This is a genomic window from Listeria sp. ILCC797 (assembly GCF_900186185.1).
Lineage (GTDB): Bacteria > Bacillota > Bacilli > Lactobacillales > Listeriaceae > Listeria > Listeria goaensis.
In genome coordinates this window covers 130,928-146,848 of sequence record NZ_FYBS01000002.1, presented here as the reverse complement: position 1 = coordinate 146,848, position 15,921 = coordinate 130,928, and the positions used below count along the sequence as shown (strand labels likewise).

Genomic DNA, 15,921 nt, shown 5'->3' with positions numbered 1-15,921 from the left:
CCTCTTTCTCTATTTATATACCTACACTATTAAGTCTAATCTCAGAAACAATCACATCTATGAATTTCCCGTGCAAATGTTCAATTTGCTCATCAAAATCCGTGTCGAAACAAATGATGCTCTCTTCAAGGCGCAGAACAGCAAAGCCATCTTCCTCATAATCTTCAAGTTGACCAACAATATGGATTTTCTCATCTTCATCGATTTCAATTAAGCAGTGCTTTTCTTCGCTTTCGTTTAAAAACTCAAACGTGATTTTTTCGGGAATTGTCACTTCTACCGTGTACTTCCTCCCCGGGTCTGGCTCCTCGTCCATCCAAGTGCCGACACCTTCACCAAAATCACTTGAAAAAGTCACTTTATTGTCTTGAATTTTACTTCGAACCGTTATTTCCACCAATTATTTCCTCCTGTGTCATCAAGTTCTGACACTATTATAGCACGACTTTTTTAATCAGCCTAATTTTTTTCCATAATATCCAGAATTTTTCTCGTATCCACATAAAAAGCTGTTTTAGTCGCGGGATTTCTTGCATTTGTTAATAAAATAATCGTTTTTGTATGGTCTTTCGTAAAAACATTGGCAGACTCATATCCGTAAAGTACGCCTCTCGAAATATGATAATCCCCAAAATCATACAGACCGAAACCATATTTTCCAGCCCCTTTTTGCAAAAGGCGTTTAACCCCTGCCTGCGAAATGAACTTCCCAGAAAGCAATGCGTCATCAAATTTTTTCACATCAGTTGCCGTCATATACATATCCCCAGCACCAAAAAGCTGAGACATATCTTCTGTAAACGGCGCTGAAATAAGCTCACCCTTTTTCGTATAATAACTCGCCGTATGTGCCGAGAGCTTATAAAAGCTCGGGCCAAATCCCGCTGTAGTCATTCCAGCAGGCGTAAATACATGTTGTGTCACATAGTCGCTCATCTTCATGCCTGAAATTTGCTGAATTAAGTAAGCAATCACCGCGTAATTATCGTCTGAATAATGCCATTTCCCCGGATTCTCTTTAACTCCCGCACGTTCAATATCTTTCACAATTTGATCTGGTGTAACCGCACCATTGCTCTTTTTACGTTCGTTTAATCCGCTCGTATGCCCTAGAAAATTTTTAATTTTAATCGCTTGTCCGTTTGGAAAATGTGGCAAATATTTTTGAATAGAATCATCTAAGCCAATCTTCCCCTGCTCAACAAGTTGCATAAATGCCGTTGCAATGATCGCTTTTTGCATGGAACCAATCAAATAAACACTATCCGTTTGATTTTTCTTTCCTGTCACTAAATCCGCAGTGCCGTATCCTTTATTCATCACATATTTACCCTTATCTTCAATAAAAACAGTGCCGTTAAAACCAATTTCTTGTAGATACACATCAATCGCTTTTTCAGCATCCACATTTGCCTCTACCACTCGAGACGGTGTCACTTGCTCTTTAGGTGTCTGCTTCACATCATCTATGTAAAAATAAAAACTTCCGCCTAGTATGCCAATAAGAAGAATAAGACTTATACCACCATACTTCTTTCTACGATGCCATTTCGCCTTTTTGCGTTTGTTTTTCTCAAGACGTGTTTCTCTCATGAAACTCATCACCTCTTGCTTTCATTTGAACTATCTTATCACAAAATAACTACTCACTAAAAGAGGGCATATTGCCTATTTTACAAATAAAAAAGGGCTACTTGTCGTAAGCCCCACCCCTAATTATCTAATTTTCCTGCCTGACCATTTTCCGAAAACAATTTTGTAATCGCTTCAAGCCATTTTTTCTGCTTATTTACTACAAATTGGTAAGTATCCCCGTTTTTTAGTTGAATTTCAATGATATTAGGAATCACTTCCTTACCAAAAATTTTCGTCTTTACTCCGCGAATTTTAGCTACATCGTCAAAAGAAATAACCAGTTCCTCATCAAAATATTCATTTGGCTGATGCACCAATTTAGTTGGCGTCAAATAAAGTTTCCCCGGAACAGCCTTAAAATTCATCTTTAAATTTGCAAGCCCTTTATAGACCACATCAAGTTGTTCCATGACTATTGCCTCCTTTTACCATCTCACCTTTATTGTAGCAAATTTCCGCTAAAATAGCCTACCAAACATCTTTTTCTTATTTTGTTTTTCAGGTACAAACAACTCCAAATGACTTGGTAAAACATCAATTTTAACAGGCAAACTTGGACCCGGATCACCGTCTACGTTCACAGAAATATCTTCCCCACTCGCTTCAATCTCCAAATGACTCATCTTATAATACTCTACACCATTCGCATTTTTCAGCGTTCCCATGACAAGTTGCGGAAGAATGTTAGCCGCATCAATTAAACCAAGCTTGGTTAGGATGAAAACGTGGAGTAAGCCATCATCTAATTCAGCTTCTGGCGCCCATTTCTCCATCCCACCAACTGAATTCGTAAGCCCAGCAACTACTAATGCTGCTTGATCATCAAAATCCACTTCCTCACTCCGAATTTTAAAATGGAGCAATTCATGCCGATTAAACGCCTTTAGCCCTTCAATAAAATACGCAACAGGACCAAATTTCGTTTTTTGTTCCACACTCACCTGATCGACCGCTTGGGCAATCATGCCAATGGCTAAGACATTCATGAAGTATTGGTCATCAATTTTTCCAACGTCCATCGGTTTTAAAACTGCTGTTTCAAGCATTTTAATCGCTTTAGCTGGTTTTAGTGGGATTCCCGTCGAACGCGCCAAGTCATTTACTGTACCAAGTGGGATAAATCCAAACGCCGGGCGCTTATCATGTTTGGCAAGTCCATTAATCGTTTCATTTAATGTGCCGTCACCACCCATAGCAATTACTGCATGGAAACCTTCTTCGGCAGCCAAAGAGGCAAATTCCGTCGCGTCACCACCTTTTTCCGTGAGCCGAACCTCCACATTTTCAAAACGATTTTTCAAAACTTTTTCTGCTTTTTCCATGTAGACTTTCGCTTTTTCTTTCCCCGATGATGGATTTACAATAAGAAGAACTTTTTCCATATGTCATTTACCTTCTTTCCTGACAATTCCTCTTTTATTATACCCAAAACGTAATTTAAAAACCATTTTCATTTGAATAACGCTTCACTTTTCGTTACATTTAACATATGTATTAAAAGTAGGAGGAACATTATGTCTAAATTTCGCGCTTTATTCGTAAACCAAGACGCAGATGTCGCTGTCGCTGAAACTGACTTCACTGCCTTACCAGAAGGCGATGTAACCATACGCGTACACTATTCTAGCATCAACTACAAAGATGCTCTCGCAACTTTGCCAGACGGAAAAATTGTTACAAACTACCCGTTTATTCCAGGAATTGACGCAAGCGGTATTGTCACAGAATCAAAATCTTCTCTGTTTAAAAAAGGCGACCAAGTTATCGTCACAAGTTATGGGTTAGGCGTAAGCCATTTTGGTGGTTTCAGCGAATTCATTCGTGTACCAAAAGAATGGGTCGTTCCGCTCCCAGAAAATTTATCGTTACGCGAAGCCATGTGTTACGGTACGGCTGGTTTTACGGCGGCGCTAAGCGTGCAAGCCCTTTTAGATGATGGCGCGAAACCAGACGATGGGGCTGTTGCTGTTAGTGGGGCTTCAGGCGGCGTTGGGAGTATTGCAACGGGCATGCTTGCTAAAAAAGGCTTTTCGGTAGTCGCCTCCAGTGGAAACTCGGGGAGCAAAACGCTACTCCGCGAACTTGGTGCAGCGCAAGTTGTCACTCGGTCAGATTTTAATCCCGAAAAAAAACGGGCATTAAATACGGAACGTTTCGCTCACGCGGTCGATTGTGTCGGCGGTGAGGTGCTAGGCTATTTGTTGTCCGCTACAAAATATGGTGGCACGGTTGCAGCATGCGGCATGGCACTTTCTGGAAAATTGGAAACAACGGTTTTCCCGTTCATCTTGCGCGGCATAAATCTACGCGGCATCGACTCTGTGTACTGCCCGTATGAAAAGCGTGTGGAAATTTGGGAACATATCGCAACTGATTTGCGTGTCACAAAACTACCTCCGCTGTTAACTGAAATTACGTTAGATGAACTGCCGGAAGCGCTTCGCAAAATTATGGACGGCGGCATTGCAGGTCGCTATGTAGTCAAGATTGCTGAATGATGGGCAAAAAAAGAAGCATAAATCCAGTAAAATCCATTTTTGAAAATGGCATGAATACTAGATTTATGCTTTTTATATTTATGAAATAATCCCCTTAGCGGTAGGCTGATAATATTTGAAATTCGGTTGTTTCATCTACTATCATTTTAGCCTCAAGATAATTTTCGCATTCGATTGCACTTATAAGGTCATTTAACTTGTTGACAAGTTCAGGGCCCGAATGTTCTAAAATAAGAAGAACTTCATTATCTGCAAATTGATTAATTTTATCGAAATAACTAACTAAGATTTCATGATAATAATCATTTTTCAGGCAGTTCACCAGTTCCAGCACCACCGTACGACAATAAGTCGTATAAGCCGTTTCGTCACCATTACGCACTTGCCATTCAAACTCGACTCTTTTAGGGCTCAATATTCGCTGATCAAATCTAATTTTTTTAGCTTCGATGCGTTCAATCGTATGCTTTAAAAACAAACCGACAATATCTAAGATTTCAATATAATTATCTTTGGATATTTTGCTACTCTTTACGATAGCTCCGCGGTAATCCAGATTTTCTACAAACCCATCTGCAGTGAGCATTGCAATTGCTTTTCTTACTGGTGTGCGACTTATTTCTAATTCTCGCGAAATCGTTGTTTCAATTAAACGTGTGCCCGATTCGTACTCCCCCGACTGAATTCTCCTTTTAATTTCCTTGTAACATCTTGTTTCCATTGTCTCTTTTTGGCCTTTTTCCATCTCATACCCTCTTCTCTCTGTTTTTAGTAACCTGTATCACAAAAAGGATTTGGAAAGAATGATTTCCTGTAAGAATGGATTTTCCTGCACTTTTTTCTCTATCGCAAGAAAAGGACTATATTCCGTATTTTCACTTGTTAAAAGAACGGTTTGAATCGCAATAATCTGACGCACTAAGTGAAAACTTAAACGCGCTTCTTTTTTAGTGAAATGTCGGAACAATTGTTCCATCATTTTTCCTAAATAATAAAATACCACGGCTAAAATAATAATGATAAGCGCAACGATAACTCTACTTTTCCCATCAAAAACTTGAAATAAGAAACTTCCTCCAAAAATAGCTAAAAAAACGGCAATAAAGACACTCATGACGATTCCTAGCAAATTCCATTTTTTAAATTCGTTAACTTGTTTATTCTGTGATTGAATAAATAAAATTAACTTATCCAAGTCTTCTCGCGTGATAAAGCCATTTCGTTTTAAATATGCGTAGAGAAGATATTGTTTGAATTTTCCCAGCTCATTAAAATTTCGAATTTGATAGTTTAATTTAATGTATCTACGAGCTTTTCTAACAATCATCGTGTGAAACAACAGGCTAATTAGCAATACCGTTATGCTGAGCATGCCCCACGCGAGTGAATTTGAAAGATATATAAAGCTAACGATTGTTGCTCCACTAAGTAAAAGACAAATAAGTATGTATCCCACCCAGTATCCCTTCATAAAACTATAAATTAAATTCCAATTCCCCAGTTTTTTAAAATAAAAATGAAATAATTTGTTTACTGCCATTGCCACACTCTTTTCTATTTTTGCCTAGTCTTAGTTTACCATGGATGCGCTTCTTGTGAAAGTTTAAATCTCTTAGCTCGCACTAGGGGTAAGAGCTGACTAATTTTATGCGCTGTTTTAAATTAAAAACACCTCACCTTTACAAGGCGAGGAATCTTTTTAGTCATTTTCAACATTTATGATTGAACCGTCTTGAGCACTTAGACGCACTTCGGATTCATTTGCACCATTTTGAATCGATACATCATAAACCGTATCGTTGTAAGAACGATCTAGTTCAACACTTTCTACAGCGCCATCTACTTCAGCTACTGCTTTTTGCATCGCTTCATCCATTGAAATCACATTTGTTACATCAATTTTTTCATTAGCACGTTCGTTTTTGTCGTCCATATCAAGCGCTTCACTCGAATCTTGTAGCACTTCTTCTGAATCAGCATCGAAAACCATTTCATATTCATTCGTGTCGTCCATACCTTCTACTTTATAGACAACTTTGCCATGCTCATATTCTAATTTTACAGACGTCAAATCAGCGTTTTTGTTTTTTTCTTGGAATTTATTAATGACATCTTCCATCGATAAATTAAACGTTTTTCCATTCAAATCATTTTGTTGTGTGGAAGAACTTTTTGATGAAGAAGACTGTTTAGCATCTTTATTATCACTTGAACGATAGTCATCATTATCTCCACAAGCTGCTAAAACCCCGAGCGATAAAACGAGTGTTGCGGCAATTCCAATCATTTTTCTGTTTTTCATGCAAATCCCTCCTGTAAAATAATATACATTTATATTTTTATTATAAAGAGAATTACTTTAAAACACTTCCTACTTTAGTCTTAATTTTCTCGTTTCAAATAAAGGCGCACAATTTCTGGGTTGTTCAAAATGCGCGGCACAATCGTTGTATTGCCAAGCCCTCTGCTCACAATCATGGCTTTCCCATTTGCCAAATGACAACCGGCCGTTAATTTCGGTAAAAACCCTTGTCCGGGGGAAAATAGCCCTTCTGTGAGTGGTAAGCGAATCTGTCCGCCGTGTGCGTGACCACACAAAACAAGATCCACTGGCATATTTTGGTAAATCGACCAGTATTCCGGACGATGTGCGAGTAAAATGGTGAACGCATCACGCGGAATCTTCGCCGTCGCACGTTCAATTTCCTCCTGCACAATGCCGCTCATATCAAATTTATGCTCCGCCCAACTAGGCTTCTCCTCTTCCGGCAAATGGAAAGTCGGATCATCCACACCAGCAAGCGCAATTCGTTCCCCATTTTCTTCCAAAAACAAATGCTCATTATGCAAAATTTGAACGCCCGCTTCTTTTAATGAGCGGAGCAAATCTTCAAACAAAGCACTTTTCTGCTCATGATTACCACTTATGTAATAGAGCGGACAGATTTTTTTTAGTTTGCGAACTAATGCAATGGCAACATTTTGCGGCTCATCACCATCAATTAAATCACCTGTTAAAAAAATACCGTCCGGCTCCATTAAAGCGACTTTTTTAATAAGTTTATGGTTAAATCGACCAAATGAACAACTGTGCACATCAGATAATTGAATATATGTTTTCCCATCAAACGCCTCAGGAATTTTGCTTGAGCGTATCGCATAATCAGTGACGACTAATTTTTTCGTTGCATAATACGAATGGCACATAAACCCGGCAAATGCCGCGACTCCAAAAATGTTTTTTTTCATGTCATTTCCTCACTTTGCATTTTCCTATTCGGTTTATTTTACCATTTTAACACGTAAATTGCTGATTATTTCATTTGAAAGGCATGAAATCTTTCCGCATCGACAGGACTAACTTCAGCGCGGAGTTCGGTTCCTTGTTCCGTATAATCTTGCATGATCACCCGCGCATGCTCGTTTAAATACGAAATAATATCGCCGCGGTCAAATGGAATGAGAAACGTTAATTCTTTGTAGTCTTCAAAAATCTGCTTTTTAATTTCCTCTGTGAGCATCGCAAGACTAGCAACGTCTTTCGCAGAATAGATGAGTCCACCATCTCGCAGTACGGGATACTCGGCTCCTGCTACTTTATCGGCCTTGTTGTAGATGAATAAAACAGGGACATCCTTTACCCCAACAGCTTCTAACGTTTTTTCGGTCGTTTCTATCATTGCCTGATAATTTTCGTCCGAATAATCCACGACGTGTAGCAGCAAATCCGCCTCCTTCACCTCCTCAAGTGTTGAGCGGAAAGCCTTCACGAGATGCGTCGGCAGCTTGCTCACAAAACCAACCGTATCTGTTAACAAAAACTGTTTTTTGTCTGGTAAAATGATTTCGCGTATGCTCGTTTCGAGTGTGGCGAACAGCATATCTTTCTCAAAAACCTGTTTGTGGGCGGATTTACTAAAGCGCTCAACCAGGCCATTCATCGTCGTCGATTTCCCCGCGTTTGTGTATCCGACAAGCGATACTATAGGAATTTCATTTTTCTTCCGCTTACGCCGTCTTGTTTCGCGCTCCTGAACAATCTCTTCCAGTTCTTTCGTCAAATGGCGAATTTGATTTTTAATGATTCGTCTGTCGCTCTCGATTTTTTTCTCCCCTGAACCACGGTTTGCCATGCCGCTTGCGCCGCTTTGTTGGTCGAGTTTGTCGTCACCACCAGCAAGGCGTGGAAGTTCATATTTCAAGCGCGCGATTTCCACTTGCAACTGGGCTTCACGCGTTTTCGCGCGCTCTGCAAAAATCGCCAAAATAAGCGCTGTCCGGTCAATTATTTCCAGCCCAACCGCCTCTTCTAAATTACGAATTTGTGATGCCGTAAGTTCATCATTCATGACAAGCGCATTCGCACCGAGCATTTCCGCAATTTGTTTTAACTCCTCTACCTTTCCTTTTCCAACATAAGTCGCTTTATGCACGCGTTCCATGTTTTGCTTCACGGTATCTATGACCTCATAATGATTCGCCTCTGCCAAATTGTAAAGCTCAACCATTGAGTACTCAAAATTCTTATCAGAACCACTAACACCAACTAAAATTACTTTTTTACTCATAAAAAAATGACCTCCTGAAAAAATAGTTTTCTTCCAGTGCGGTCAGGAATTGTATAGATTTGCGCCTAAAAAAGCGTACAAAAAAAGAAGCACATACTTCGCCTCTTCAAAAAAATTTCCGTATCAAACTAAAGCCACGCAAATTGTGAATAGACAAATCCCGTTACCCGCGCCAAATAAACGCAAGTCTCCGCACTATTTAATTAGTTGCAAGAACCGTTTCCGGAACGAAGTCTAATCCAAATCATAATTCGCTGAGCCTCCTAGCCTTTTAGATACCGCCATCATAACATGCATACTAAGAAACTTCAAGCCCAAAAAAATCAGCCTGCTAACAAACTTGGCAAATTCGAGTACGTACAGATTTTAACAACGAAAATTGCCGTTTGCCATCAGGCTGATTACTTTTATTTAGGGCGATTTAACTTAAAACGCTCGCCTAGTTTCGCATAATCACTGCCCGCTAAACGCGACACGGGCTTGATTTCGTCCGCAAGTAAATACCCTTTTTCCACATTTAAAACTGACTCATCCATGTCATATTCGAGAATGCGCGCTAAAATTAAGTCAGCCGTAATTTCACGAGCATCATTTTGAATCTGGAGTACTTGCCAGACCGCCGCTGCCAGTTTAATTTTGGCTTCCTCAATTTTCGGCACCGCAAAATTCCCGTCATACGAAAGATGTAAATTCGTACGCGCAAGCTCGCTCTCGTCAGGCGGAAGGTTCGCCGCCGTTTCATTCACATCACGCACAAAATCTTCGCTGACAATATGAATCATGAGCTCGCCAGATTGAATCGCGTTTCGCGCCGTGTCCTTCATTTCGCCGTTCCGCCGCTGAACCGCAATCGACACAATCGCCGGATCACTCGAAACAACATTGAAAAAACTAAACGGCGCCGCATTCACGATACCATCAGGAGAAACCGTCAAAGCAAAAGCAATCGGCCGCGGAATAATCGCACCACTTAAAAACTTGTAATTCTCTTTTTCGGAAAGCTCGTCTGCCAAGAACTTCATGCTTCCGCACCCAATTTTTCATACCACAATTTTGCCGCCTGCACTTCGTCTGCCGTCAAATTGTGTCCTGCTTCCGTCCAAACGGTTTCAATTTGTGCCGCGCGAGCTTGGAACAGGTCCACCAAGTTTTTAGACGCAGCGAAGCTTACAAGTGGGTCATTCACACCGGCCGTTAGGAAAATGCGACGCGTTTCCAAGGAAAAACTTTTCGGCGCATTTCCGGCTGGCATCGCGTGAAATAAAATCGCGTTTTGAAAGCCGTCTACTTCCTGCAAAATCGCATTCGCCGCAATATTTGCCCCATTTGAATAGCCAATCGCAACAAGTTCGCTGAAGTCCAAATCATACGTTGTCGCCAGTTCGCGTGTTGTTTGCAGCAATTTTTTTGTCTGTACGGCGAGGTCCGCTAAATCTAAGCTGCCGTCGCTGTAGCGTTTGAAAAATCGATTTGCGCCGTGTTCTGAAACTTCACCGCGTAATGCTAAAATTGGTGCGCCCTTCGCAATAAGGCTTGCCAGTTCCACTAAAGAATGTTCGTCGCCGCCTGTGCCGTGCAGCAAAAGTAGCGGCTTCTTCGTTTTATCGCCGGGAATGAAAATGTGTTCCATTTGCTCAGCTCCTTTTTGTATCGATTGGCCGTACTTGTGCTTCGATTTCTGCCCGTTTGCCTTCTAAAAACGGTGGTAAGCTTAACTTTTCACCAAGTGTTTCGTAGGGCTCATCGCTCGTGAAGCCGGGGCCGTCCGTTGCAAATTCAAAGAGAATTTGGCGGCTCACTGGCACATAAAGCGATTCAAAATAGAAACGGTTCACAAAACCACTATTCGGCGCTTGGAAACTGTTTATTCGCTCAATCCATTTCATGAGCTCCTCATGATTGTCAACGCGGAAAGCCACATGATGAATACCCCCGAAACCTTGCATCGCACTAGGAATGTCCGTTCTTTCTTCAACAATAATTTGCGCGCCGTTCCCGCCTTCACCCACTTCGTACAAGTGCAAACCATTTTCCTCGGTAACAAAACGGAAGCCAAAAATCGCTTTCAATACCGCATCCATATTTTCAAGCGAAGGAACCGTAAGGAACACTGGGCCTAAACCGTAAATCGCATATTTTTCGGGAACTGGGCCGTTCTTCCACGGCACGCCAGGCGCGACTCCTTCATTTTGTTCGTCAGAAATTAACTGTAAGGCTTGCCCGTCAAAGTCTTGAAACGCAAGCACTTTTTTCCCAAATAATGTTTTAATGTCTTCATGCGGCACGTCTAATTTTTGGAAACGGTCCTTATAATATTCAAGCGCCGCATCACTTGGTACGCGGAAGCTTGTTTTTGAAATACTATCCGTCCCCGGTCTGCCTTTTGGCAAATTCGGAAAATCGAAAAAGGTCATATCAGTCCCAGCATTTCCCGCATCGTCAGCATAAAACATATGGTACGTCTCTATGTCGTCTTGATTGACCGTCTTCTTAACTAAACGCATGCCGAGTACGTTTGTGAAAAATTCATAGTTCTTTTCGGCGCTACTTGTCATCGCTGTTACGTGGTGGATTCCTTTTAAATCTTTTATCATTATTTTTCCCCTCCAAAATAAGTTTCAATTTCTGCTCTTTTTTCCTCTAAAAATGGTGGCAAACTAAAATGCGTGCCGAGTTCTTCTACCGGTTCATCCAATGTGAATCCGGGCTTTACGCCAGCAAATTCAATCCTTAAACCGAATGGGTCGCGGACGTAAAGGCTCATAAAATAGCCTCTGTCAATATATTCTTCCACCTCGATTTCATTTGCTTTTGCAAACTTGTAGAGGGTTTCAAGTTCTTCATTATTTGCTGCTTCGTAAGCGACGTGATCAATTGTGCCACGGCCAAACCTCGTTTTCTCTAAAGAAAAAGTTTGTTCCGTTGCTACTTCGCTTACGCCAAAACCAGCGAGAAATTTTTTCGTTTTTTCTGGCTCCGGTATATGATAAACGACATCTAAAATGCGAATAATTTGCTTGTCTGCTGGAATATCAGTGTGCGCCGTCGCATTTTGTTCACTGATTTCCTCTGAAATTTCGGAAAGCGCAAATGCAAGTCCATCAGGGTCAGTAAAATACAGTTTTCCTCCTTGCAATGATGTTTCCACCTCAAAACCAGCTAACCGTTTTTGCCAAAAGCTTACGCTATTTTTAGGAATGGCAAGTGTAATGAGGCCAAAAAAAGCTTTTTCATTGTACGTGTGCCCTATTCGCGGGATTTCAAAAAATGTTAACAGCGTACCCGGATTCCCTCTCTGGTCGCCATAAAATAAGTGTCGCATTTGAATATTCGCCTGATTGACTGTATTTTTTACAAACCGATAACCTAAAATATCTTGATAAAAATGATGGGACACCTCAAAATTTTTAATAAACGCGGAAATGTGATGAATCTTTCTAGTCATGTCGCGCCTCCTTTCTATATCAACAGTTTATAACTAAACAATAAAAATGTAAAGCAACTTGCTTACAAAAAATAAGCAGATTACCCTCTCTTCAATTTTACATTTTGGCAAATGACGCCGCTTGTTTCGCCAACTAAAGCGAAAGTGCCCATAGATGCGGTTGTTAAACTGTTTTGCTCATCTAAATAAGCAAGCGAATACGGTTTCATGTAAACTGAACCGAGTGTAGATGGCAGTACGCTACTATACTCTTTTAAATCCTCATTTTGTGCCACAACAATTAAATCGAAGTAAAGATCCAGCGCGCAAGATGCATCATAATCCGAGTATTTTCCAGCGCCGTCATTTAAATTCAATACGAGCCGTTCATTCGCTTGCCGCAGTTCTGCAATTTTTTCTTGAATCATTTGACTGATGGAAAGGTACATATTAACACCTTCTAACGTAAATTTTTTCGTTTCATCCAGACGTAACGGGCATCAAATGGCTTGATTTCTTCAAAACCGAAACTTTTGTAAAGCTTAATGGCGCGTGCGTTTTCTGGCAGGACGCGAATAAAAATGTCGTCATAGGGAAACGTCTTTGCTTCTTCAAGTAATTCTTCGACTAGTTTTTTCCCGTATCCTTGTCCTCTAAAATCTTGTGATGTGATGAGATGCGCGAGTTCCAAGTCGCCTTCCTCATCGTCCACCCAAATTTCACCGTATGCGGTCGGGGCATCGCCTTCATAAGCGACATATGGGATTTGGTCGGGTGTTTTAAACCATGCAAAAATATCCGCTTTTTCAATGATTCGTTTGTTCGTCGCCAAGTAATTATCAGCTTCATTTTGGAAAAGTGGCAAAATCCGAATAATATCTCTTTCTTCTACTTTTTTCATTCCATCACCTCAGGTTAAAATGTTTATCGTTAGCTTCATTATAACAAAATGTTTTATCTTTCAATGTTGCCTGCTTAATCTCTATGATTATTACTCGAAATACTTTAATTTTTACATATGAAAATGATATATTTATGATAAAATTTCATTTGGAAGCGTTTACTTTTCGTTTCCGACAATAAAAAAAGGGGTGTTTACATGAAGAAGAAAAGCTTTATTATTGGTTTAGTCATGTTACTTTGTATTAGTTTGATTCCCGTAATCCCTCCCGTAAAACATGCCGAAGCAGCAGAAAGCAAAAACTTTATGATTTACTACCGAGCTTGGCGAGATAAAGAGATGAAAGGTGTCAACACTAGCCTACCAGATGAAAACTGGCTATCTATGAGCGACATTCCGTACGGGATTAATATTGTGAATGTGTTCAGTTATGTGCCTCCCGGTCAAGAAGAGTTAGCCGAACCTTTTTTTAAAAAATTAAAAGAAGAGTATGAGCCGGAGCTTCATGCGCGAGGCGTCAAATTGATTCGCGGTTTCGACTATACAAAATTACTCGAAATCCCTTATGCTGGCGCTTTTCCAACTGAAAAAGAATTTGATGACTACGCAAAAGCCTTACTAGACGAACTTATGTTACCTTGGGGACTTGATGGTCTTGACATTGATATGGAAACTTCTCCAACCGATGCTGAAGTCCGCATTTCAGATGGCGTCATTAATGCGCTTTCGAAATATATTGGTCCAAAGGCAAACAACGGAACCCTCTTCCTCTATGATACAAATGGTCAAAATACGAAACCTTTCCAAAATGTAAGCGATAGTTTTGATTTACTTGCCTATCAACAATACGGTAGCAATGCAGAACGTACAGCATTCGCTTCGGATGCTTACTCTCCTTTCATTTCAAAAAATAAATTTTTACCTGGCCTGACTTTCCCCGAAGAACAAGATCCTGTTAATCGTTGGTATGACGCAACGCTTCCATATGAACAGTCTAACATTTATCAAGTTGCGAAATATTCTCGAGAAAATAATTTAGCTGGTATGTTCCTCTATGCTTTTGATAGGGACGGTAAAACCTATGACGAGCCAGACATCAACAGTATTTCCCCATCCAACCTTTTATGGACTAAAACGGCGATTTTAGAGGTAAACGGTTACTCTCTAGATAGCGCAAAAAGTTTCGCTCTTCATCACTTGAATCGGATTAAATACGCGAAAAGCTTAAGCTCTGAAGAGATTCAGGCCATCGAAAAAAATATTCAAAACGCGAAAAACTTATATGATGTTAACGTGGCTATTCTAGGCGCAACCTATGCTGAAGCTGTAAATCCAACATATGATCCAATCTTGGAAAAAGAACTTATGGCCATCGATTTAACGGCGGCAACAGCTGCTTTAGACAAAGCAGAGGTACTTTTACAAAATAATGATTTATCCGCTCTAAAAGCGGCACGTGATAAACTTGCTACGTTGCTAGGCGGTAAAAAGTACACTGTTTCCGAAGTTAATTCGCTTACGGCAAGTTTGCAAAATGAACTTCAAAATGTGGCGAAGCCAGTAACGGCAAAATATCAAGATGAAAGTGGCAATAAAATTGCAGATGATGTTGTACTTACGGGCGAACTAGGCGCGAGTTTTGCTTTTTCAAAAAAAGAAATTCCGGGCTATACGTTTGTGAAAACAGAAGGAGCGGCTAATGGAACTTTTTCAGCTCAAGCACAGGAAGTCATTTATGTGTATTCAAAGGCGGATTCGGCTGTGTTAGTCAACGTGGACCAAGCAAAACCTGAGAACACTTCAAGCACTACGAAGACAACGAAACTGCCACAAACAGGCGACAGCTCAGTGAGCATTTGGGTTGCGTTCGCTGCCATCATCGCAGGTTTACTTTTACTAAAAAAGAAAAAAGTGACAAAATAACGAAAAGGACCGCTAACAATTGCTAGCGGTCCTTTTCGCATTTCTCTTCCCAAATTTCAAATAACACGTCACATTCTTCTTGAATATCTTCACGCGTCATTTCAGGTTTCACATCTACGCGTTCGAGCACTTCAAACGTGATATTTTCCACACCTGATTTTCGTGCCTCGTCAGCCATATAACGCGGTAACATGCTTCCCTCTCCTAGCTTTAAACCAAATTCAAGCTTGGAAGCTGCGCCCTTTAAATTCATCGTTTTTCCAATTAAAAATACGCCTGTTTCTTTGTTTAAAAAACGGTAAACACCAGCGTCAGGCGGCGTTTCTTTATACGCACGGATTTTTGCTTTCCGGTCCTCGCGATTTTGTCCCATCTTTTAACCTCCTAGTAACCTGATTCTTTCAGCAGCTTGCTTAAAATTCGCAGACGCTCACTTAAAAGTTCGTCATTATCGTGTAAAACTTGCTGAAATAAATCTATGTCTTCATCAATGTATGGATTTTCTTCGCAAACTTGAACCGTCATCGCATCGCCTTGTAAACCTATGCGATCTAATTCAGGTTTTTCTTTATCATAAAAATGCTCAAATTGGTAAGCATCATTAAAATGAACTTTTGTACGCGCAATTAAAATGGCCAAATCAAGCACGCGGTGTAGTGGCATTTCTTCCGATTGGCGTGACCATTTGCCGCCTGTGTGGCGCCAGATTTTAGCGGAAATATCTACTTTCCCGCGGTCGTTCCACTGTGCTAGGCCAAGCGAAAGTCCTTTCGCATCTGAATGATAGGCTAATTTTCCATCGACATCTTCATAATTTGGTACAACAAATACCGGCTTATGTTTTAAATTTACAGGAATCATTTTCATTCTCCTTTTACTAATTTACTAAATTAGTATATTACTAAATAAGTAAAAAGTAAAGCATTGGCAAATTTCGTCATTAAAGTCTCACCACTCGTCTGATTTGGCGTA

The 15,921-nt window shown here is 40.4% G+C and carries 19 protein-coding genes; 2 read left to right on the top strand and 17 right to left on the bottom strand.

All coding sequences use genetic code 11. The features are described from left to right. Window positions 1-13 precede the first annotated feature (13 nt). The 4 genes from BN1609_RS03320 to BN1609_RS03305 all read right to left on the bottom strand — a co-directional run bounded on the left by BN1609_RS03320 (window position 14) and on the right by BN1609_RS03305 (window position 3,017). Window positions 14-397 carry a hypothetical protein gene (locus tag BN1609_RS03320; RefSeq protein WP_088809454.1) on the bottom strand — a complete coding sequence of 128 codons (384 nt, stop codon included), beginning with the start codon at window positions 395-397 and terminating at the stop codon, window positions 14-16. A gap of 62 nt (window positions 398-459) precedes the next feature. Next, window positions 460-1,593, bottom strand: coding sequence for a serine hydrolase (locus tag BN1609_RS03315; RefSeq protein ID WP_159457880.1), 1,134 nt, complete (start codon window positions 1,591-1,593; stop codon window positions 460-462). A 119-nt stretch (window positions 1,594-1,712) separates the two neighbouring features. Further along, window positions 1,713-2,045, bottom strand: coding sequence for a GRAM domain-containing protein (locus tag BN1609_RS03310; protein WP_088809258.1), 333 nt, complete (start codon window positions 2,043-2,045; stop codon window positions 1,713-1,715). Window positions 2,046-2,093: 48 nt separating this feature from the next. Then, window positions 2,094-3,017: a diacylglycerol kinase family protein gene (locus tag BN1609_RS03305; protein WP_088809259.1), complete on the bottom strand. Its 924-nt coding sequence runs from the start codon at window positions 3,015-3,017 to the stop codon at window positions 2,094-2,096. 132 nt (window positions 3,018-3,149) lie between these two features. On the opposite strand from BN1609_RS03305, the gene BN1609_RS03300 reads away from it, so the two are divergent. Continuing rightward, complete coding sequence (locus tag BN1609_RS03300; RefSeq protein ID WP_088809260.1) at window positions 3,150-4,133, top strand: oxidoreductase; 984 nt, start codon at window positions 3,150-3,152, stop codon at window positions 4,131-4,133. Window positions 4,134-4,227: 94 nt separating this feature from the next. Here the strand turns inward: BN1609_RS03300 and BN1609_RS03295 are convergent, their stop codons facing one another. The 11 genes from BN1609_RS03295 to BN1609_RS03245 form a co-directional block, all read right to left on the bottom strand. Further along, on the bottom strand, window positions 4,228-4,854 hold the full coding sequence (locus BN1609_RS03295; protein WP_240310319.1) for a GntR family transcriptional regulator: 627 nt from the start codon (window positions 4,852-4,854) through the stop codon (window positions 4,228-4,230). 60 nt (window positions 4,855-4,914) lie between these two features. Further along, the gene (locus tag BN1609_RS03290) at window positions 4,915-5,673 is read right to left on the bottom strand and encodes a hypothetical protein (RefSeq protein ID WP_088809262.1); all 759 of its coding nucleotides are present in this window, start codon (window positions 5,671-5,673) and stop codon (window positions 4,915-4,917) included. Between the two features lie 159 nt (window positions 5,674-5,832). Beyond that, a complete protein-coding gene (locus tag BN1609_RS03285; RefSeq protein ID WP_088825535.1) occupies window positions 5,833-6,435 on the bottom strand; it encodes a PepSY domain-containing protein in 603 nt (200 codons plus the stop codon). A gap of 80 nt (window positions 6,436-6,515) precedes the next feature. After that, window positions 6,516-7,382 carry a metallophosphoesterase gene (locus BN1609_RS03280; protein WP_088825534.1) on the bottom strand — a complete coding sequence of 289 codons (867 nt, stop codon included), beginning with the start codon at window positions 7,380-7,382 and terminating at the stop codon, window positions 6,516-6,518. 65 nt (window positions 7,383-7,447) lie between these two features. After that, complete coding sequence (hflX, locus tag BN1609_RS03275) at window positions 7,448-8,701, bottom strand: GTPase HflX (RefSeq protein WP_088840505.1); 1,254 nt, start codon at window positions 8,699-8,701, stop codon at window positions 7,448-7,450. Window positions 8,702-9,108: 407 nt separating this feature from the next. After that, window positions 9,109-9,723 carry a flavin reductase family protein gene (locus BN1609_RS03270; protein WP_088809266.1) on the bottom strand — a complete coding sequence of 205 codons (615 nt, stop codon included), beginning with the start codon at window positions 9,721-9,723 and terminating at the stop codon, window positions 9,109-9,111. Then, window positions 9,720-10,331 carry an alpha/beta hydrolase gene (locus BN1609_RS03265; protein ID WP_088809267.1) on the bottom strand — a complete coding sequence of 204 codons (612 nt, stop codon included), beginning with the start codon at window positions 10,329-10,331 and terminating at the stop codon, window positions 9,720-9,722. The genes BN1609_RS03270 and BN1609_RS03265 overlap by 4 nt, the downstream gene beginning before the upstream one ends. Before the next feature lie 4 nt (window positions 10,332-10,335). Next, window positions 10,336-11,295, bottom strand: a complete 960-nt coding sequence (locus BN1609_RS03260) for a ring-cleaving dioxygenase (protein WP_088809268.1) — start codon at window positions 11,293-11,295, stop codon at window positions 10,336-10,338. Then, window positions 11,295-12,146: a VOC family protein gene (locus BN1609_RS03255; protein ID WP_088809269.1), complete on the bottom strand. Its 852-nt coding sequence runs from the start codon at window positions 12,144-12,146 to the stop codon at window positions 11,295-11,297. Before BN1609_RS03255 ends, BN1609_RS03260 begins: the two co-directional genes overlap by 1 nt. An 80-nt stretch (window positions 12,147-12,226) precedes the next feature. After that, window positions 12,227-12,574 carry an iron-sulfur cluster biosynthesis family protein gene (locus BN1609_RS03250; protein WP_088815390.1) on the bottom strand — a complete coding sequence of 116 codons (348 nt, stop codon included), beginning with the start codon at window positions 12,572-12,574 and terminating at the stop codon, window positions 12,227-12,229. Window positions 12,575-12,585: 11 nt separating this feature from the next. Beyond that, window positions 12,586-13,026 carry an N-acetyltransferase gene (locus BN1609_RS03245; protein ID WP_088815391.1) on the bottom strand — a complete coding sequence of 147 codons (441 nt, stop codon included), beginning with the start codon at window positions 13,024-13,026 and terminating at the stop codon, window positions 12,586-12,588. A 198-nt stretch (window positions 13,027-13,224) separates the two neighbouring features. Here BN1609_RS03245 and BN1609_RS03240 point away from each other — a divergent pair, with 198 nt between their 5' ends. Next, window positions 13,225-14,949 (top strand): MucBP domain-containing protein, encoded by a 1,725-nt coding sequence (locus BN1609_RS03240; protein WP_088840504.1) that lies wholly within the window; start codon window positions 13,225-13,227, stop codon window positions 14,947-14,949. Window positions 14,950-14,971: 22 nt separating this feature from the next. Here BN1609_RS03240 and BN1609_RS03235 read toward each other — a convergent pair whose 3' ends face one another. Together BN1609_RS03235 and BN1609_RS03230 are read right to left on the bottom strand one after the other, a co-directional pair. Next, window positions 14,972-15,322 (bottom strand): GIY-YIG nuclease family protein, encoded by a 351-nt coding sequence (locus BN1609_RS03235; RefSeq protein WP_088809273.1) that lies wholly within the window; start codon window positions 15,320-15,322, stop codon window positions 14,972-14,974. An 11-nt stretch (window positions 15,323-15,333) separates the two neighbouring features. Then, window positions 15,334-15,810, bottom strand: coding sequence for a DUF6530 family protein (locus BN1609_RS03230; RefSeq protein ID WP_369821459.1), 477 nt, complete (start codon window positions 15,808-15,810; stop codon window positions 15,334-15,336). Window positions 15,811-15,921: the final 111 nt, after the last annotated feature.